Source organism: Cellulomonas sp. KRMCY2 (genome assembly GCF_000526515.1).
Lineage (GTDB): Bacteria > Actinomycetota > Actinomycetes > Actinomycetales > Cellulomonadaceae > Actinotalea.
The window spans coordinates 819,983-837,845 of sequence record NZ_JAGF01000001.1 but is presented as its reverse complement, the minus strand read 5'-3'; the positions used below and the strand labels follow the sequence as shown (position 1 = coordinate 837,845).

The 17,863-nt window shown below is 72.4% G+C and carries 18 protein-coding genes; 6 read left to right on the top strand and 12 right to left on the bottom strand.

Annotation, left to right across the window (positions count from 1 at the left end; translation table 11 throughout):
* The first annotated feature begins 38 nt into the window (after positions 1–38).
* Both K415_RS0104120 and K415_RS0104115 read left to right on the top strand, forming a co-directional pair.
* Positions 39–695 (top strand): anaerobic ribonucleoside-triphosphate reductase activating protein, encoded by a 657-nt coding sequence (locus K415_RS0104120; RefSeq protein WP_029663120.1) that lies wholly within the window; start codon positions 39–41, stop codon positions 693–695.
* 153 nt (positions 696–848) lie between these two features.
* Positions 849–1,184: an STAS domain-containing protein gene (locus K415_RS0104115; protein ID WP_024285837.1), complete on the top strand. Its 336-nt coding sequence runs from the start codon at positions 849–851 to the stop codon at positions 1,182–1,184.
* Between the two features lie 16 nt (positions 1,185–1,200).
* On the opposite strand, the gene K415_RS0104110 is transcribed toward K415_RS0104115, so the two are convergent.
* From K415_RS0104110 to K415_RS0104060, 11 genes are all read right to left on the bottom strand, one after another.
* Positions 1,201–2,571 (bottom strand): hypothetical protein, encoded by a 1,371-nt coding sequence (locus K415_RS0104110; protein WP_024285836.1) that lies wholly within the window; start codon positions 2,569–2,571, stop codon positions 1,201–1,203.
* Positions 2,568–3,182 carry a sigma-70 family RNA polymerase sigma factor gene (locus K415_RS0104105; RefSeq protein ID WP_024285835.1) on the bottom strand — a complete coding sequence of 205 codons (615 nt, stop codon included), beginning with the start codon at positions 3,180–3,182 and terminating at the stop codon, positions 2,568–2,570. The genes K415_RS0104110 and K415_RS0104105 overlap by 4 nt, the downstream gene beginning before the upstream one ends.
* A 114-nt stretch (positions 3,183–3,296) precedes the next feature.
* A complete protein-coding gene (locus tag K415_RS0104100; protein ID WP_024285834.1) occupies positions 3,297–4,127 on the bottom strand; it encodes a hypothetical protein in 831 nt (276 codons plus the stop codon).
* On the bottom strand, positions 4,124–4,687 hold the full coding sequence (locus K415_RS0104095; protein WP_024285833.1) for a sigma-70 family RNA polymerase sigma factor: 564 nt from the start codon (positions 4,685–4,687) through the stop codon (positions 4,124–4,126). The genes K415_RS0104100 and K415_RS0104095 overlap by 4 nt, the downstream gene beginning before the upstream one ends.
* Positions 4,688–4,895: 208 nt before the next feature.
* Positions 4,896–5,216: a hypothetical protein gene (locus K415_RS0104090; protein ID WP_024285832.1), complete on the bottom strand. Its 321-nt coding sequence runs from the start codon at positions 5,214–5,216 to the stop codon at positions 4,896–4,898.
* A gap of 192 nt (positions 5,217–5,408) precedes the next feature.
* Positions 5,409–6,827 carry a hypothetical protein gene (locus K415_RS0104085; protein ID WP_024285831.1) on the bottom strand — a complete coding sequence of 473 codons (1,419 nt, stop codon included), beginning with the start codon at positions 6,825–6,827 and terminating at the stop codon, positions 5,409–5,411.
* Entirely contained in the window at positions 6,824–7,399 is a 576-nt protein-coding gene (locus K415_RS0104080) for a sigma-70 family RNA polymerase sigma factor (protein ID WP_024285830.1), read from the bottom strand. The genes K415_RS0104085 and K415_RS0104080 overlap by 4 nt, the downstream gene beginning before the upstream one ends.
* Before the next feature lie 218 nt (positions 7,400–7,617).
* A complete protein-coding gene (locus K415_RS0104075) occupies positions 7,618–8,724 on the bottom strand; it encodes a hypothetical protein (protein WP_024285829.1) in 1,107 nt (368 codons plus the stop codon).
* On the bottom strand, positions 8,721–9,251 hold the full coding sequence (locus tag K415_RS0104070) for an RNA polymerase sigma factor (protein WP_024285828.1): 531 nt from the start codon (positions 9,249–9,251) through the stop codon (positions 8,721–8,723). The genes K415_RS0104075 and K415_RS0104070 overlap by 4 nt, the downstream gene beginning before the upstream one ends.
* A 138-nt stretch (positions 9,252–9,389) precedes the next feature.
* Positions 9,390–10,739, bottom strand: coding sequence for a hypothetical protein (locus K415_RS0104065; RefSeq protein WP_024285827.1), 1,350 nt, complete (start codon positions 10,737–10,739; stop codon positions 9,390–9,392).
* Positions 10,736–11,305, bottom strand: coding sequence for a sigma-70 family RNA polymerase sigma factor (locus tag K415_RS0104060; RefSeq protein WP_024285826.1), 570 nt, complete (start codon positions 11,303–11,305; stop codon positions 10,736–10,738). Before K415_RS0104060 ends, K415_RS0104065 begins: the two co-directional genes overlap by 4 nt.
* 182 nt (positions 11,306–11,487) lie before the next feature.
* Here K415_RS0104060 and K415_RS0104055 point away from each other — a divergent pair, with 182 nt between their 5' ends.
* Entirely contained in the window at positions 11,488–13,782 is a 2,295-nt protein-coding gene (locus K415_RS0104055) for a sodium-translocating pyrophosphatase (RefSeq protein WP_024285825.1), read from the top strand.
* Positions 13,783–13,839: 57 nt separating this feature from the next.
* Here the strand turns inward: K415_RS0104055 and K415_RS0104050 are convergent, their stop codons facing one another.
* Positions 13,840–14,532, bottom strand: coding sequence for a hypothetical protein (locus K415_RS0104050; protein ID WP_024285824.1), 693 nt, complete (start codon positions 14,530–14,532; stop codon positions 13,840–13,842).
* A 140-nt stretch (positions 14,533–14,672) separates the two neighbouring features.
* On the opposite strand from K415_RS0104050, the gene K415_RS0104045 reads away from it, so the two are divergent.
* The 3 genes from K415_RS0104045 to K415_RS0104035 all read left to right on the top strand — a co-directional run bounded on the left by K415_RS0104045 (position 14,673) and on the right by K415_RS0104035 (position 17,777).
* Entirely contained in the window at positions 14,673–15,329 is a 657-nt protein-coding gene (locus tag K415_RS0104045; RefSeq protein ID WP_197024656.1) for an endonuclease/exonuclease/phosphatase family protein, read from the top strand.
* A gap of 163 nt (positions 15,330–15,492) precedes the next feature.
* Entirely contained in the window at positions 15,493–16,032 is a 540-nt protein-coding gene (locus K415_RS0104040) for a GNAT family N-acetyltransferase (protein ID WP_081784861.1), read from the top strand.
* A 65-nt stretch (positions 16,033–16,097) separates the two neighbouring features.
* Positions 16,098–17,777: a methyltransferase gene (locus tag K415_RS0104035; protein ID WP_024285821.1), complete on the top strand. Its 1,680-nt coding sequence runs from the start codon at positions 16,098–16,100 to the stop codon at positions 17,775–17,777.
* Positions 17,778–17,863 lie beyond the last annotated feature (86 nt).

Sequence of the window (17,863 nt, the reverse complement as noted above, 5' to 3'; positions counted from 1 at the left end):
GCTGCGCGCTGCCCGGCTCACGAGGGGACCCCCGGACCATGACCACGCCTCCGCTCCGTTCGATCTCGCCCGAGGTGCTCTGGTCGGCCGACCGTCTGCAGATCGCCGGCTGGACCGCGTCGTCGGTGGTCGACTGGCCCGGACGCACCGTCCTGACGGTGCTGCTCCAGGGCTGCCCCTGGGAGTGCACCTACTGCGAGACCCCGGAGCTGCGCAGCCCGATGCAGCCCGGCGTCATCCCGTGGCGGGACGTGCGCGCGGTCGTGATGCGCTCGCGCAGCGGGCTCGACGGCGTCGTGTTCTCCGGTGGCGAGCCGACCAGGCAGGACGGTCTCGCCGACGCGATGGAGCAGATGCGCGAGATCGGGCTCCCGGTCGCGCTGCACACCTCGGGCTCCTACCCGCAGCGACTCGCGGCGGTGCTCTCCCTCGCGGACCGGGTCGTGCTCGAGATCAAGGCCCCTGCGACTCTCTACAAGGCGATCACCGGCGTCGCATCCAGCGCGCACAAGGCCTTCGCCAGCCTGCGCCTCGCGCTGGACTCGGGCGTCGAGCTGCAGGTCCGCACGACCGTCGACCGCTCCGTGCTGACCGACGACGACATCACCCGCCTGCGGGAGAACCTGGCCATCATGGGCGTCCGTGACCACGTGGTGGTCGACGCCGTCGAGCCCACGGTGCCCGGATCCGCCTGACGCCACGCGGGTTGGTGTCCCGCAGGGCCTGCCCAGGTGCGATCATTCGTACGGGCGGGGCCGGGTGACGCACCGGGCACCGCGTGGTGGGGTTCAGGCGTGGTTGGTTTCAATGAGCGGGCTCTCGGAGCCCGAGACGACGAGGAGGCCGGTGTGGACGTGTCTGTCACGAGCCGCGCGAGCGGCGACCGGACCGTGGTCGACGTCACGGGTGAGATCGATGTGTACACGGCGCCGGCACTGCGCGAGGAGCTCGCGTCGCTGATCGACGGCGATCACACGGACCTCGTCGTGGACCTGACCCAGGTCAAGTTCATGGACTCGACCGGTCTCGGCGTCCTCGTCGGTGCGCTGAAGAAGGTGCGCACGCTCGGCGGTGACCTCCAGCTCGTGATCGACCAGGAGAAGATCCTCAAGGTCTTCCGGATCACCGCCCTGACCCAGGTCTTCTCCATCCACTCGACAGTGGACGAGGCGCTCGCGACCTGAGTCGCACGGGCCTCGCTCAGGGGCCGGTGACCAGGGGCGTCGGACCGACCTCAGGGGTCGGTGCCGCGGTCGGCGTCGCCTCGGGACCCGTGACGACGGGATCGGGCGCCCCGGGGATGACGAGCAGGGGGCTCCCGCCGTAGATGGCCCCGGTCCAGTCCAGGTTCGGCAGGTAGTACAGGTCCTGGAACACGGTGATCCCGTACGTCCCGGGGGGCAGCGGCGATCCGGCCGGCAGGTCCCCGATCGCGGTGCAGGTCACCGCAGGCACCGACACGGTCCGGGTGACGGAGTCGCCCTCGGTCCAGTCGGCGAGGGCGAAGGCGCCCGGCCGCGTGGTCGTCTTCGCGACGATGACCCCGTCCTTCATCACGACGAGGATCGGCTCGCCCACAGCGGCCTCGCGTGCGTAGCCGGCCGTGTTGTAGCCGGTCACGTCGGCGATCACCGACGAGCCGTCGTAGCGGGCGTGGGCCGAGATCCGGAAGAGGTCGAACGACGAGCTCTGCCCCCAGTACTCCGCACCGCATGCGGGGAGGGTGTCCAGCGTGGACCAGCCGAAGTCCGTCGGCCACGGGTCGCCGGTGGTCAGGGTCGGTGCGACGTACGGGTCGCCCACCACCAGCGGGAGCCGCCCGTAGGTCGTGACGACGGTCCCCTCGGCGGTGGTGATCTCCGTCTCGAGGTAGATGTCGTAGAAGCCGTCGTCGAGCGACGTCCGCTCCGGCTGCCCTGCGCACGACGCCAGGCGGACCTTCACGTCGACCGGCAAGCCGTCGACGTCGGTCTCGCCGCTGGCCTGACCCTGCGGTGCCGCGGAGACGACGCCGACGACGGGTCGTGCCCCGGTGGCCTTGTCGGTCTGCACGACGAAGCCGTTGACGACGCGCGCGTCGACGTGCTCGGACCAGCCGGACTTCAGGAGCGCGATCGTCCCGGTGGCCGGCCCACCGACAGCGGCCTCGGCTCCCTCGGCCGCCGGCCGCCAGTAGTAGTCGGACCGGTCCCACAGCAGCGGGGCGTCCTTCATGTCGACGCCGCACCGGTCCCATTCCAGCTGCCACGAGCCCGCTGCGGTGGAGGGTGTGGTGGAGGGCGTCGGGCTCGGGCCGGGCGTCGGCGTGGTCGTCGGCGTCGGTGTCACGGTGACCGTCGGCGTGGGCACGACGACCGGCTCGACCGGAGTCTGACGGTCGTGCTGCGCGAGAGCGAGGCCCCCGAAGGCCATGGCCGTCACGGCACCCGTCCCGACGACGCCGTAGGTGGTTCCGCGCACGACGCGCTGCCGGTGCACCCGGTGGAGCACGGTGTCGACAGCGACAGTCGCCGAGCGCACGTCCGGTGCGTCGCCGAGGTCGTGCAGACCCTGCTCGAGGTTGAAGCTCATGGTCGGCTCCTGGTCGTCGTGGTCGTGCCGGGGGTCGTGCGCTCGGGCGGCGCGGACGTCGGGGGCAGTGCAGGGGCCCGGGCGAGCACGGCAACCTCCACGTCGTCGGCCGGCGCCTCGACCGGGCCCAGGACCACCTCGAGCTTGTGCACGGCGTTGCTGAGATACCGCTTGATCGATCCGGCCGAGACCTGCATCTGCTCGGCGATCTCCGGGACGGTCAGGTCCTCGTAGAAGCGCAGCACGACGCTCGCCCTCTCCTGCGGGGCGAGCGTCGCCAGGGCGGCCCGCAGGTCGATGCGGTCCGCGACGGACGCCTCCGGGTCGGCGCCCAGATCCTCGGTGGCCACGAGGTGGCGGACCGAGGCCCAGCGCCGACGACGCCGGTAGCCGTCGACGAACAGGGTCAGGATGGTCCGCCGGACATACGCCTCCGCCACGCCCTGGCCGAGACCCGACCGGGATCGGACGAAGACCTTGACGAAGGCGTCCTGGACGAGGTCCTGTGCTGCGGCCACGTCCCCGGTGAGCAGGTAGGCGTAGCTCGTCAGAGCGGGCCCCCGATCACGTGCCAGGTCGGCCACTGTGCGATCGCGCTGGTGCTCCGGCATCGTCCGGCCCTTCGCGGCTCAGGCGCGGGGTCAGCTGTGGCTCCGCACCGACATCTCACTGACCTAACGCTCACCGACCCCGGATCGTTGTAGCGGTGCGGAGGCGCACGGGACTCATGGCACGTACTGCCCGACGATCTGCATGACGACGCCGTCCCGGACGTCGAACCAGTACAGGTCGTTGCCCTGCCAGACGGTCGGGTCGGGGTCGTCGCAGGTCTGCATGTCGACGCGGGTCGCCGTCGCCCACTGCGCGAAGTCGCGGCTGATGACGTCGAGCCCGTCGCTGAAGCACCAGTTGGCCACCGTCACGTCGGGGGACACCGGGATCTCGCGGACGCGCTCGACGTCGTTGACGATGAAGTAGCCGTTCGGGACGGTGCCACCCTCCGCCGCCCAGAACTCGGGCTCGTTCACCCGGACGTACTCGTCGGCCGCCTCGCCGCCGTAGAAGATCCCGATGTCGACCGAGACGGTCCGGGCAGCGGCGTCGGCCCCGTGCAGGAACCCGAAGTAGTCGCCGTCCGCCAGGGAGTCCTCGGAGTCCGGGATGGCGGAGACGATCGAGACGGCGCCGTCGAACCGCGTCGACGGGTCCTTGAGCGGCATGGTCGACGTCGTCGGGTCGGTGGCGGGTTCGGCATCCGGGCTCGGTGTCTCGGGTGTCTCGGGTGTGCCGGGTGTCGGATCGGGCGTCGTGCTGGGCTCGGGGGAGGGCGACGGGCTCTCGGTGACGACCGGCGGCAGCACCTCGACCGGGCCGAGGAGGGACGGGGCGACGAGCACGACGGCACCGATCACCGCCGCGCCGACGAGAGTCCCGCCGATCGCCCTGGCGGCCCGGCGACGTCGCCGGCGCGCGAGGATCGCCTCGGTCGGGGCGGGCCCGCCGGCGTCGCCTGCTGCGTCCTGGATGCCCGACAGGGCGTCGCGCAGATCGATCATCGGGTCACCGTCCTCTCGACAGTCGTCGTGCTCGTGCCCGCCGAAGCGTTCGGGTGCGGGTCGGCGATCGGGCCGAGCACTCCCTCGAGCCGCGTCATGCCGTCGCTCGTGTACCGCTTGACCGCCCCGACGCTCACGCCGAGCCGCTCGGCCGTCTCGGCGACCGAGAGGTCGTCCATGTGCCGCAGCACGACGCAGGCCCGTTCGCGGGGCGACAGCCCGGCCAGCGCGGCTCGCACATCGACCTGGTTCGCGGTGGCCAGGGCGGGGTCACGGCCGGTCCGGTCGCGGCCCTCGGCGGCGACGAGCGTCCGGACCCGCGCCCAGCGGACGCGTCTGCGGTACCCGTCGAGGAAGGTCGACATCACCGCCTGCCGCACGTAGGCCTCGACGGCCTGCACGTCCGTGCCGTCGCGGCCGCGGACGACGACCTTGACCAGTGCGTCCTGGACAAGGTCCTCCGCATCGCCGACGCTCCCGGTCAGCAGGTAGGCGTACCCCACCAGCGCCCCCCAGCGCTCGCGCGCGAGGGTTGCCACGACCTCGTCCCGCCTGTTCATGCTGCGCCTGCCCTGCTCACGGTGTCCCACCCTCGACCGTCGCCCCTGTGCACCATCCTCGCGGTGCACCTACTGCCTTGACGCTCGAACGGTGCGGGAGGTTGTGGGGCGTCGGCCTACGGGTCTGTGACGACCCACTGGCCCGTGACGGCCTACCGGCCCGTGACGGCTTCCTGGTCTGCGACGCCGTCGGGCGCTGTGAGCCTGATCAGCCGCACACGTCGCCTTCGTAGGCCGGGGAGTAGCCGAGCGGGTAGTCGGTCGGCAGGCCGTAGGGGTGGTCCGCCGCAAGGATCGCGACCGAGACGATCGTGCCGGGTGCCACGTCGGACTCGAACGCGTCGGTCAGCACCTCGAAGACCACAGTGCCGGAGGTGTCGGAGAAGCCCCACAGCTCCAGGGGCTCGCCCTCGGGGCCGGCCAGGAGCCGCGCCTCCGGGTCTGCCGCGAGCGGCTCGTCGAGCGTCGAGCCCACCCCGACACCGCCGCTGGTGCGCGGCCCGGGTGTGAGGAAGTCGACCCGCTCCACCCGGCCGGCGTCCTCCCAGACGGTCGGGAAGGGTCCGCCGACGGCGAGGTGGTTCGTCGTCGTCGGCCCGTTGCCGCCACCGGTCCGCCATCGCGCGTGCCCCCTTGCCGGCGGATCCGGTGCCCGCCTCCTGCAGTCAAGGACGACCGGTCACGGCCGAACGTTGTGCGCCTGCGCTCGGTGGGTCCTGCGTCACTCGATGGTGAAGGTGAAGACGTCGTTGGAGATGCCGTACATCGGCGGGTAGCCGTCGCTCCGCGGACTGGTGGGCAGCACGAAGGTCGCTGCCGAGTGGACCTCATACGTCCCGGCCGGCCACACCTCCCCGCCCATGAAGGTGCATGTCCAGGGCCCGACCGACATGTCGAGCTCCACCGTCGCGCCGGTGGGCCACTCCGCGACCGGGGTGGCCAGTAGCCCGGGTTCCGCCCAGGCGACGATGCGGCCGTCGCGGAGCACGTGGGCGATCGCGTACGTGAGGGTGCCGCCGGACTCCGCGAGCCCGTTGTTCGTCACCGCCGTCCGGAGGATCAGCTCGCCGTTCTCGATGAACGCGGTGCTCGTCGACGACAGCGGCATGCCGACGACCTCCCCAGGGTTCTCCTGGATGATGCCCGTCTCGGCGGCGCTCTTGCCGCACCAGGTGGCCTGCTCTGCCGCGGACAAGGACCGGCTGTTCCTGGTCATGTCCCAGCCGAAGCGCGTGGGCGTACCCACGGCGATGACCTCCGGGCCCGGCACCAGGGTCACCGGACCTGAGGGCTCTGGCTCCTCGACGGCGTCAGGCTCCCCGATCTCCCCGGCGGGGTACCTGACCATGACGACCTCGCCGTCGGCCTTGGTCACCTCGACGGTGACCAGCAGGGTGTACGCGTCGTCCGGCAGGGGCACGTCGAGCCAGCCGTCGCCACCCGCGAGCGGCGACGCCTCGCACGAGGTGATCCGCTCCTCGAACGGCTCGAGGGGCAGCCATGCGTCGTCGCCTCGGCTCGATGGGACCAGTCCCTGCGTCCTGCTGCTCAGAGCGTGCGCCGCGATGCCGACGACCTCGTAGCTGTAGGTGGCCTCGTCGAACCTGGCCGCCGCGACGTCGACGACCCGCGCCTCGACAGTCTCGTCCTGCGTGTTGCTCGACCCCAGGAGCAGCTCGGCTGGGAACGGCTCGCCGACCGCGGACGTGATCGGGTACGTGTCCGACCAGACGTACCAGGAGGTGTCGTCGTCGTCGACGACGTCGAACGAGTCATAGGTGAGGATCTCGCCGCACGCCTCCCACCCTGGCTGCCAGGCCGCCTCGGTCGGTGTGAGGGTGGGCGTGGGCGTGAGGGTCGGCGCCGCGGTCGGACCGGGCAGGCTGGTCTCGGTCGGGGTCGGCTGCGGCGCGACCGGGGGCTCCGGCCGGGCGTCGCGGTCGCGCAGGGCTGCGGCGCCGGCGATCCCACCGAAGACGACGGCGGCCGCTGCGCCTGCACCGACGGCCGAGTACGTCGCCGTGCGCCGCACGCGGGACCGGTGCGCCCGCTTCTGCAGCAGCACGATCGGCAGGTCGTCGAGGAACGGGCGCTCGCTCTGGCTGAGGTCGTGCAGGTCCCGCCGCAGGTCGTGGTTCACAGTCGCCCTCCTTCGGGGTCAGCGATGACGGAGACGCGCCGCGGCACGTCGACGACGATCGTGTCGTCGAGCTGCAGGTCCGGCATGGGGCCGAGCTGCGCCTCGAGCCTGTGGAGCGCGTTGCTCAGGTAGCGCTTGACCGAGCCGGGGGCGAGGCCCATCCGCTCGGCGATCTCAGGGACGGTCAGGTCCTCGTAGAACCGCAGCACGACGGTGGCGCGCTCCTGCGGGGCCAGGGTTCGCAGGGCCGCGCGCAGGTCGACCCGGTCGACGACCGATGCCTCGGGCGAGCCGTAGACGTGGTGCTCGGCGACGAGGTGCCGCACCCCGGCCCAGGTGCGCCGACGGCGGTACCCGTCGATGTAGAGGGTCAGCATCGTGCGCCGCACGTACGCCTCGGCGACATCGGGCACGAAGCCCGCGCGGGTGCGCCCGAACACCTTGACGATCGCATCCTGGACGAGGTCCTGGGCCGCGGCGCGGTCGCCGCAGAGCAGGTAGGCGTAGGCCGTCAGGTCCCGGCCCCGCGCGCTGACCAGCTCCGCGAGACCGTGGTCCCCGCTCTGTGCCATCCCGCCCCCAGTCTCCGACCTGCCCTGATCAGCTACCGCACTGATCATCTACCGCACTGACGGGCGACGGTGCCAGAACGTTGTAGCGGCGCGCGATGCCGTGCGGCCCGGGGAAGAGTCCCCGGAGCACGGGCCCAGGAGCACGGGCCCAGGAGCACGGGCCCAGGAGCACGGGCCCAGGAGCACAGGCCCGGGAGCACAGGCCCGGGACATGGACGTCACCGGGTCGTGATCAGGTAGTCCCCCAGGAAGCCGCCACCGGTCTCGTTGGAGACGTCGAGGGTCACCGTGTACCGCGGGCTGCTGAACGTTCCGAACGACCAGAAGGGCCGGTCGGCCGAGGTCTCCTCGCCGTCCACCGCGAACCCCGCATCGACGAGCGCCGCGCGGGCCCGGGCGTACCCGTCGCGGTCGTCGAACTCCACAGTGACCTGCCACGTCGCGTCGTCGACCGCCTCGATCCGGAGCAGGCGCTCGACCACGAGCGGGACCTCGACCGGGAGGTCGGCGAGGGTCGGGCCCGGCCCGGCGGTGACCTCGACAGTTGGTGCCGCGATGGGTGGTGCCGCGACGCTCGGCCCCTCGGACGGCGTCGCCGAGGGCACGTCAAGCCGCTGCTGCGACTGGGCGAGGTACGTGCGCTCCGTCCCGTCCGGGTCCTCGAACACGGCCTGCTGCGACCCGGCCAGCACGTAGTCACCGGCCTCGAGCGCCGTGCGGCCGTCGGCGGCTGCGCACGAGTACATCGGCGCCGCGGTGACGTGCGGGGTCGTGGCCGGCGGGACGAGCCCCTCGGCAGGCTCCTGCCCTGCCGGCGCGCCCAGGACACCGACGACGACGCCTCCGCCGGCCGACTGGATGACGAAGTCCGGCCGGGGAGCGACGAGTGTGAGCCGGGCGTCGGTCGCCGAGGACACCAGGACGGTTGTCACGGTGAGGTTCCCGGCGGCGTCCGACCGGGCGCCCCAGTCGGTGCCGTCGCCGGACGAGGTCGCCGCGAGGACGGCCGGTCCCTGCGCCTGCGAGCGCCAGCCGAGCTCGTCGAGCGACAGCCCGCAGGCCGAGTAGTCGACGTCCCACTGGTCGGCGACCCACGGGTCGGCGACCAGGCTGTCGTCGTGGCGCAGACCGGCGACGGCGACGCCAGCCAGCACCACACCGGTGGTGGTCAGCGTCGCCGCGACCGCGGTGGCCGTGCCGCGCACACGGCGGTTGCGTCGCGCGCGCCGGGCCATCGCCGCCGTCGGGAAGCCGCCGCCGGCCGCGTGGGCTGTGCCGGCATCTGCGGCGAGCTCGCGGAGCCCGTCGGCGACGTCGTCGCTCATCGCTTCGCCTCTCGTGTCGTGACGACGTCCTCGAGGGCCGCGTCGTCGGTCGCCAGCAGCGGCGCGAGCCGTGTGCGTGCGTCGGAGAGGTAGCGCTTGACGGCGCCCTCGCTGACGCTCAGCCGCGCGGCTATCTCCGGCACGGTCAGGTCCTCGACGTGCCGCAGGACGATGCAGGCGCGCTCGCGGGGTGACAGCCGGCTGAGCGCTGCCAGGACGTCGACCCGGTCCGTCGCGACGGTCTCGGGCGCCTCGGGGCGCCGCGAGTCGACGGCCAGGTGCCTGACGAGGGCCCAGCGACCGCGGGACCGGTGGGTGTTGAGGTACGCGTTGAGGATCGCGCGCCGCACGTACGCCTCGAGCGACACGACGTCCTGGCCCCGGTGGGTCCGCGAGAACGTGCGGACCATCGACTCCTGGACGAGGTCCTGCGCGGAGTGCAGGTCACGAGTCAGCAGGTAGGCGTACCCGACGAGGGCAGGGCCGCGCTCGCGAGCGAGCGTCTCGAGCCTGTCGTCGCCCGCCACCGGCGCCCCCGTCCGTCCGACCGGTCACATCCTTCACCCTCGAGACACCGCAGGACCCCGGAACGTTGGGGCGGTGACGTCAGCGAGCGAGCCTGAGCGACCGAGCGAGGCCCAGGCGCGCGCCGACCGGCAGGAGGGTCACGGTGCGGTCGGTGCGGTCACCGTGACGTCGAACGGCTCGCTCACGGCCCGCACCAGGTCGCTGCGCGACGTCGCCTCGCCGTCGGCGGTGGTGACCTCCTTGAGCATCACGTCCAGAACCGCGTGGGCCTGGTACGTCCCCGGCGGCAGAGCCGGGCCGGCGGTGTTGTCGGTCGGCTGGGTCAGGTGCCGGCTGCAGACGTCGAGGTGGCCGACCAGGGGCAGGGTCATCGGCGAGTCCGGGCCGACGTCGACCGGGGTGGAGTCCGCCGGGTCCCAGTAGGTCGCTCCGACGACGACGCCGTTGCGGGCCAGCACGAGACGCGCCACCCGACTGCCTGCGTTGCCGATCACGTGGGCGCCGTCGATCGTCGTCAGGTCGGCCTCGAGCTGGAGGAAGGCGCCGCCGACGGACGTGGTGGCGTCGCTGACGATCGTCAGGGCCAGCGGCGAGGCCGGGTCGGCTTCGACCGCCCAGCCGCAGCCGGGGGACTCGACGCCCCAGGTGGCTGCTTCGGCCAGGATCGCGTCGACCGCCTGCTGCGCCCGGAGCTGGTCCTGGGCGAGCATCGCCTCGACCGCCCGCTGCGCGGCGGCGGCCTCGGCCTCGGCGACGGCGTCCGGGTCCGCCTCGGTGATCGTGAACGGCCACGGGCCCCCGGTCACCTCGACGGGTGTCGTGCCGTCGGCGAGCAGGAGCGCCTGCTCGGCGACGAGCGTGTACTCACCGGCCGGCAGCGCGTCGCCTGCGGAGCCCGAACCGCACGCGATGAAGTCGTGGACGTCCCTCGAGATCACGTAGTCCTGAGGGTCGGATCCGGGCCGCTCGGCCGGGTCGTCCGGGTAGGCGGTCGTCGTCTGGGCGACGACGACCCCGTCCGCGACCACCATGAGCGTGAGCGAGACGGTCGTCGCCTCGCCCTGGGTCACGAGCCGGGACTCGCCGTCGACGAGCGTCGTCGAGACCTCGACCGCCGCGCCGGCGGGCACCGGCGACGAGAGCTCGCCGGTGAGGTGCCAGGTGGCGGAGGCCTCGGCGGTGACCGCCGGTGTGGTGGGTGCCGGCTCACCACAGAGCGACCGCACCGTGTCCACGTCGTCCACGTCGAACGGATCGGTGGTGGCTGCCGGGTCGGGCGTCCCGGTCCGTCCGGCGAGCTGGATCCCGCCGAAGGCCACTGCCGCTGCCGCGCCGATGCCCACGGCGCCCTGCGCCGCGTACCGCGTCGCCCGTCGCCGCCGGACCTGGCTCACCATGCGGTGCACCTGACCGGTCATCCGCGCGGTGGCGCCGTCGCCGACAGACCGGGCCAGCTCGGCCAGCGAGTCCTCCAGGTCGATGTTCATCGGGTCCTCCCTCCGGTCACGATCTCGACGACGTCGATACCGTCCGCGCCCTGTTCGGTTGCGGCGGCGTGGGCCTTCGGCATGGGTCCGAGCAGCCCTTCCATGCGGTGCACCCCGTCGGAGAGGTACCGCTTGACCGACCCCTGGCTCAGCGCGAGGGCCTCGGCGATCGCCGGGACGGTCAGGTCCTCGTAGAAGCGCAGCACGATGCAGGCCCGTTCCCGCGGGCTGAGCGCCGCGAGCGCGGACCGGACGTCGATCCGGTCGGCGGTGGACGCCTCCGGCCCGGGCCCGACGTCGTCCGGTGCCACGAGATGGCGCACGGCAGCCCAGCGCCGCCGTCGACGGAAGCCGTCGACGTAGGTGGTCAGCACGGCCCGCCGGACGTATCCCTCGACGCTGGCCGGCTCGAAGCCGCTCCGTCCGCGCGAGAAGGTCTTGACAAGGGCGTCCTGGACGAGGTCCTCGGCCTCACGCCGGTCACCGCAGAGCAGGTACGCGTACCCGACGAGGGCCGACCCGCGGGACCGGACCAGCTCGTCGAGGGAGCTCTCCCACGCCGCCATCGGTGTCCTCTCGACCGGCGGTCACGCGTCGACGCGTCACCGCTCCCCGCCCTCGATCATCATGACGTCCGGGGCCGCGGGAACGTTGGGGCACGACACCCGTAGACTGCGCCCGTCTGCGGCTCAGGGGGGTCGCATGCGGACGGCAGAGTCGCCGTCCGCACCTAGGTCAAGGAGGACGGATGCCCTCGCTCGGAACCTCGAGCCTCACCATCGTGAGCGTGATCGCCGCCATCGCGGTCGTCTCGCTCGTCTTCGCCCTGGTCCTGCGCCGACAGGTGCTCGCGGCAGGCGAGGGCACGCCACGCATGCAGGAGATCGCCCAGGCCGTCCAGGAGGGCGCGCACGCCTACCTGAACCGGATGTTCAAGACCCTCGTCCTGTTCGCCGTCCTGGTCTTCGCGCTCCTGTTCCTGCTGCCCGGTGATGCCGGCATCAAGGTGGGACGCTCGGTCTTCTTCCTGCTCGGTGCGGGCTTCTCCGCGGCGATCGGGTACCTCGGGATGTGGCTCGCGACCCGCGCGAACGTGCGGGTCGCCGCGGCTGCCTCGCTGCCGGGCGGGCGGGCCGAGGGCTCGCGCATCGCGTTCCGTACCGGTGGGGTCGTCGGCATGTCCGTCGTCGGGCTCGGCCTGCTCGGTGCCTCGTCCGTCGTCCTGATCTACAAGGGCGACGCACCCGTCGTGCTCGAGGGCTTCGGCTTCGGCGCGGCGCTCCTGGCGATGTTCATGCGCGTCGGTGGCGGCATCTTCACCAAGGCGGCGGACGTCGGTGCCGACCTGGTGGGCAAGGTCGAGCACAACATCCCGGAGGACGACCCCCGCAACGCCGCGACGATCGCCGACAACGTCGGTGACAACGTCGGTGACTGCGCCGGCATGGCTGCCGACCTCTTCGAGTCCTACGCGGTGACGCTCGTGGCAGCGCTCATCCTCGGCAAGGCCGCCTTCGGGGAGCGCGGGCTCGTCTTCCCGCTCATCGTCACGGCCGTCGGTGCCTTCGTCGCCGTGATGGGCGTGCTGATCACCCGGGTGCGCGGCTCGGAGAGCGGGCTGGCGGCGATCAACCGCGGCTTCTACACCTCTGCCCTGGTCGGAGCGGTGCTCGCCGCCACCGCTGCCTACGTCTACCTGCCGGCCACCTTCGCCGAGCTCGCCGGCGGCACCGCCGGGCTGGAGAGCCACCCCGGCGACCCGCGCCTGGTCGCGGCCGGGGCGGTCGCGATCGGTGTGGTCCTGGCCGGCATCATCCTGTGGGTCACCGGCTACTTCACGGGCACCACGTCCAAGCCGACCCTGCACGTCGCGCGGACCTCGCTGACCGGGGCGGCGACGGTCGTCCTCTCCGGGATCGGCGTCGGCCTCGAGTCGGCGGTCTACACCGCCGGCATCATCGCGGCGGCGATCTGCGGCGCGTTCCTGCTGGCCGGTGGCTCCGTGTGGCTGGCCCTGTTCCTCATCGCGCTCGCCGGCTGCGGACTGCTGACGACCGTCGGCGTGATCGTCGCCATGGACACCTTCGGCCCGGTCAGCGACAACGCGCAGGGGATCGCCGAGATGTCGGGCGACGTGACGGCGGAGGGTGCGCAGATCCTGACGGACCTGGACGCGGTCGGGAACACCACGAAGGCGATCACCAAGGGGATCGCGATCGCGACCGCCGTGCTCGCGGCGACGGCGCTGTTCGGCTCCTACGCGGACGCGGTCGGCAAGGCGCTCGCCGAGGTCGGGGACACGGCCGCGAACAGCGCGCTGGTCACGGCCATGCTCAACTACTCGATCATCTCCCCGATCACGCTCGTCGGCGTGATCCTCGGCGGGGCGACTGTCTTCCTGTTCTCCGGCCTGGCGATCGACGCGGTGACCCGGGCGGCCGGCGCGATCGTCTTCGAGGTGCGTCGCCAGTTCCGCGAGCACCCCGGGATCATGACCGGCGAGGTGCGGCCCGAGTACGGCAAGGTCGTCGACATCTGCACGCGCGACTCGTTGCGCGAGCTCGCGACACCCGGTCTGCTCGCGGCGTTCGCACCGATCGCCGTCGGCTTCGGCCTGGGCGTGGGCCCGCTCGCCGGGTTCCTCGCAGGTGCGATCGGCACCGGGGTCCTGATGGCGGTGTTCCTGGCCAATGCCGGTGGTGCCTGGGACAACGCGAAGAAGATCGTCGAGGACGGCAGGTACGGCGGCAAGAACTCCGAGGCGCATGCCGCAGTCGTCATCGGCGACACCGTGGGGGACCCGTTCAAGGACACCGCAGGTCCGGCGATCAACCCGCTGATCAAGGTGATGAACCTGGTCGCGCTGCTCATCGCCCCGGCGGTCGTGCAGATCAGCGTCGGCGACGGCGCCAACCACGGGCTGCGGGTCGCCATCGCGACCGGAGCAGCGCTGGTCGCGTTCGGAGCTGTCCTGGTCTCCCGGCTGCGGGCTGCGAAGGTCGACCGTGAGGGCCGGTTCGAGCACGAGGCGCACCTGGTGTGAGCGGTGCTCGCCGGGCTCTGAGGTTCAGTGGGTCAGCGGGTCAGCGGATCGGGCGGGTCAGCGGCGGTGCAGCACCTGGACGAACGACGAGACGTCCATGCCCTCGACCTGCGGGGTGATGCGCAGCTCGTCACCGTTGCAGGTGTACGTCGAGACCCCGCCCAGCTCGATCCCCAGGGACTCCGCGTCGCCCAGGCCGGGGACCTCCATCTCCTCGCCGTTGACGATCGAGGTGCTCGAGATCTCCAGGGCGGAGATGTCGACGTCGCTCACGGTGAGCGCGGTGTCGGTGGCGGTGTAGGAGGACGTCGAGACTCCGTTGTACGTCGTCCGGCTGAGGATCGTCTGCTCCTCGATGGTCATCGAGACCTCGGTCAGCTGGTCGCGGTACTCGGTGTTCATGGTCGAGGCGTCGATCTCGACCCAGGACTCCCCGCTGACGGTGATCTCCGCGCCGAGGCCGGCCATCTCGGGGCCGCCGAGGGTGTTCTCGCGCAGGGCGTCGATGTCGACCTCCCACGACCCGACCAGGCACGCGGGACCCTCCGAGGTGACGTCGGCGGCGTCGGTGTCCTCGTCCGCAGCCGCCTCCTTCGTCGGGTCGGCGGTCGCCGAGTCCTTGGTCTCCTCGACGGCCGAGGTGCGGTCGTCCTTCTCGCCCTCGTCGGTGGTCGTGCCGGAGGAGCAGGCGGTCAGCAGCAGCAGGCTGCCCAGCGCGAGCGGGGTGACCAGGGTTCGGTTCAGACGCATGGAGGTGCTCCGAGATGTCATCGGGTGTGGCCGGTGGGCACATCGTCCCACGTCACAGCCGTCACGACGAGGGCTCCGATCGTGGATCTCGCCGGGTGTTCCGGCGTCCGGGGTCGGCCGTGCGTGCGCACAATGGTCAGGTGCGGAGCTCTCTGCGGGTCATGACGTACAACGTCCGACAGCTCAAGGACGATCGAGCCGCTGTGCTCGCGGTCCTACGCGCCGCTGTGCCCGACGTCGTCGCGGTCCAGGAGCCCCCACGCGGACCGTTCGCCCGCACGCGTCTGCGAAGGCTCGCCGCCGACGCCGGTCTCGACGCGGTCGTGGTCGGCTCGGGCGCCAGGACGACGGCGCTGCTCGTGCGACAGGGTCTTCGGGTCACGGGCACCCGCGCCGTGCGACTCAGCTGGCGTCCTGGGCGGACCCGGCGCGGCCTGGCCGTCGCCGACGTGGCGGGTGTGCGGGTCGTCAGCGTCCACCTGAGCCTCGACCCGGCCGAGCGAGCACGGCACCTCGACCGGCTTCTGCTCGTCGTCCGATCGGGTGATGCGTGCGTCGTGGCCGGCGACCTGAACGAGAAGCCGGGGGGCCCGGCTCGTCGTCGGCTCGGCCTGCACCTGCACGACCTCACGGGTGGCGCAGGACCGACCTACCCGGCGAAGGCTCCGGTCCACCGGATCGATGCCGTCCTGGCCACGAGCGGGCTGACCGGCGACGGCGCGCACGTCGTCGTCGGCGAGACGGCCGCACGGGCGAGCGACCACTGTGCCGTCGTGGTCGAGCTCGGCCTGACGTGAGCCCCGCAGCCACGAACGGTCCAGTACCTGCGAGCATGGCGCCTGCGGGACCGGTACCTGCGGGACCGGTACCTGCGAGCCCAGCACCTGCGGGCCCAGCACCTGCGAGCCCAGCACCTGCGAGCCCAGCACCTGCGGGCCCAGCACCTGCGAGCATGGCGCCATGGGGGTCTACCGCACTCGTGGCCGCGTGATCCTGCGTCCGCTCATGGCAGACGACGAGGAGCAGGCGCTGGCTGCGCACGAGGAGCTCGAACGGGACCGGTACACGTTCCTGTCGGGCGTCCGTCGGGGCGAGGACTGGCGCACCTACCTCGAACGTCTCGCACAGGAGCAGGCGGGTGTCGGCCTGCACGAGGGTCGGGTCCCGTCCACCTACCTGGTCGGCGACGTCGACGGCGTCATCGTCGGGTGCGTGTCCGTCCGGCACCGGCTGAACGACTCCCTCGCGCAGGTCGGTGGCCACATCGGCTATGCGGTGCGACCGGCGTTCCGGAACCGGGGACATGCCACAGCCATGCTGCGCCAGGCCCTGGCGGTGGCCCGCACGTTGGGCCTTGCCGAGGCGTTGGTGACCTGCGACGACGACAACGTCGCGTCCGCCGCAGTCATCGAACGGTGTGGTGGCGTCCTGCAGGACGTCGTGCCGGCGCCTGGTTCGTGCGGGACCAAGCGGCGGTACTGGCTGAGCACGGCTGTCTGAGCGGCGCGACGCGGGCTGAGTGCCGCGACGCGGGCTGAGTGCCGCGACGCCATCGGCAGGGAAGGATGGGCGACGTGACGACGCCAGGTACCAGCCCTGCGGGTTCCGGCACTGCGGGTGTCGGCTCTTCGGGTGTCGGCTCTGCACGCGTCGGCGTCGGCGACGTCGGCCGGGGCCGCTGGGCTCCCGACCGCCAGGCCGTCGACGTCCTTCGCGCGGACCTCGTGCGGGCGGACCTCACGGTTGCGGCGATCGACGACCTGCTGGGACCGGTCGCGTCCGCCGCGCTGCACCGCGAGCAGTCCGTGCCTGCCGTCCGGGTTCTCGACCGAGCTCCCGCGACCTCGCTCTCGACGCTGTTCCGACTCCTCGTGCTCGGCCTGCCCGTGACCCGCTCCGCGCTCGACCGGGCGCTCCCCGGCACCCGGACCGACGGCGCCGTCCGGCTCGGGCTGGTCGCCGCGGCCGGGCACGGGCCCGACGGCGCCGTCCGGCCGCTCGTCGATCTGCGGCCGTACCGAGCCGTCGATGCAGCGGGCCCGGTCGACTGGTGGATCGCCTCGGACCTCGGTGAGACGGCGACCGGCGCCGCGCTGCGGACCGACCACGTGCTCGGCGTCGGCGGGGCGTCCATGACCCTGGTCCAGGTGACGGTCCGGACGCCGCGTGAGCGCACGCTCGACCTCGGGACCGGATGCGGGATCCAGGCGCTGCACGCTGCTCGGCACAGCCGGTCGGTCGTGGCCACCGACGTCTCCGAGCGGGCGCTGGGCTTCGCAGCGTTCAACGCCGCACTGGCGGGTGTCGAGCTCGACCTGCGCCGCGGGTCGATGCTCGAGCCGGTCAGGACAGTCAGGACAGTCAGGCCGGACAGGACAGTCAGGCCGGACAGCCCGGTCGAGCTGTTCGACCTGGTGGTGTCAAACCCGCCGTTCGTGATCACGCCACGGACGATGCCGCGGTACGAGTACCGGGACGGCGGGCGCGCGGGGGACGACCTCGTCCGCGACCTGATCGTGGAGGTCGGTGACGTCCTCGCACCGGGCGGCGTCGCGCAGATGCTCGGCAACTGGGAGCACCGCTCGGGACAGAGCTGGCGTGAGCGCGTCGGGGAGTGGGTCGAGCGCTCGGGTCTCGATGCCTGGATCGTGCAGCGCGAGGTCCAGGACCCGGCACAGTACGCCGAGACGTGGCTCCGGGACGGCGGGACGACGGCGGACCGCGATCCGGACGGCTGGCGCTCCGGCTACGTGGCCTGGCTCGACGACCTCGCGTCGCGGGACGTCGAGGCGGTGGGCTTCGGTCTCGTGGTCCTGCGCAAGCCGCTCGACGGTCGGCCGACGCTGCGGCGGATCGAGGAGCGGACCGGGCCGGTCCGGCAGCCGCTCGGTGCCCACCTCGCCGGCGCGCTCGCGGCCCACGACTGGCTCGCCGTGCGCGACGACGACGCGCTCGCCGCCGAACGCCTGGTCGTCGCCCCGGACGTGACCGAGGAACGCCACCTGACACCCGGCGCGATCGATCCGACCCTCGTGCTGCTGCGGCAGGGCGACGGCTTCGGACGCACCGTGCAGGCCGGGACGGCGCTCGCGGGCCTGGTCGGGGCGTGTGACGGGGAGCTGCGGATCGGGCAGATCGTGGGTGCGTTGGCCGACCTGCTCGAGGCTCCGGCCGATCGCCTGGGCGCCGAGCTGCTGCCGCAGGTCCGCGACCTCGTGGCGGACGGGTTCCTGCAGCTCGGCTGAGCGTCCGGTCCGAGCCGCGCGGGTCCTGGGCCCTCCTGGGCCCGCGCTCACAGTGCCCCCACAGCGTGCGCCTGCCTGCGGTCCAG

Coding starts and splice junctions, on each gene's coding strand:
- K415_RS0104100 (WP_024285834.1), bottom strand. CDS start 4,127: ATGATCGATCTGCGCGACGCCCTGTCGGGCATCCAGGACGCAGCAGGC.
- K415_RS0104035 (WP_024285821.1), top strand. CDS start 16,098: ATGGGCGACGTGACGACGCCAGGTACCAGCCCTGCGGGTTCCGGCACT.
- K415_RS0104110 (WP_024285836.1), bottom strand. CDS start 2,571: ATGAGCTTCAACCTCGAGCAGGGTCTGCACGACCTCGGCGACGCACCG.
- K415_RS0104050 (WP_024285824.1), bottom strand. CDS start 14,532: ATGCGTCTGAACCGAACCCTGGTCACCCCGCTCGCGCTGGGCAGCCTG.
- K415_RS0104095 (WP_024285833.1), bottom strand. CDS start 4,687: ATGAACAGGCGGGACGAGGTCGTGGCAACCCTCGCGCGCGAGCGCTGG.
- K415_RS0104040 (WP_081784861.1), top strand. CDS start 15,493: ATGGGGGTCTACCGCACTCGTGGCCGCGTGATCCTGCGTCCGCTCATG.
- K415_RS0104075 (WP_024285829.1), bottom strand. CDS start 8,724: ATGAGCGACGACGTCGCCGACGGGCTCCGCGAGCTCGCCGCAGATGCC.
- K415_RS0104065 (WP_024285827.1), bottom strand. CDS start 10,739: ATGAACATCGACCTGGAGGACTCGCTGGCCGAGCTGGCCCGGTCTGTC.
- K415_RS0104060 (WP_024285826.1), bottom strand. CDS start 11,305: ATGGCGGCGTGGGAGAGCTCCCTCGACGAGCTGGTCCGGTCCCGCGGG.
- K415_RS0104120 (WP_029663120.1), top strand. CDS start 39: ATGACCACGCCTCCGCTCCGTTCGATCTCGCCCGAGGTGCTCTGGTCG.
- K415_RS0104105 (WP_024285835.1), bottom strand. CDS start 3,182: ATGCCGGAGCACCAGCGCGATCGCACAGTGGCCGACCTGGCACGTGAT.
- K415_RS0104055 (WP_024285825.1), top strand. CDS start 11,488: ATGCCCTCGCTCGGAACCTCGAGCCTCACCATCGTGAGCGTGATCGCC.
- K415_RS0104080 (WP_024285830.1), bottom strand. CDS start 7,399: ATGGCACAGAGCGGGGACCACGGTCTCGCGGAGCTGGTCAGCGCGCGG.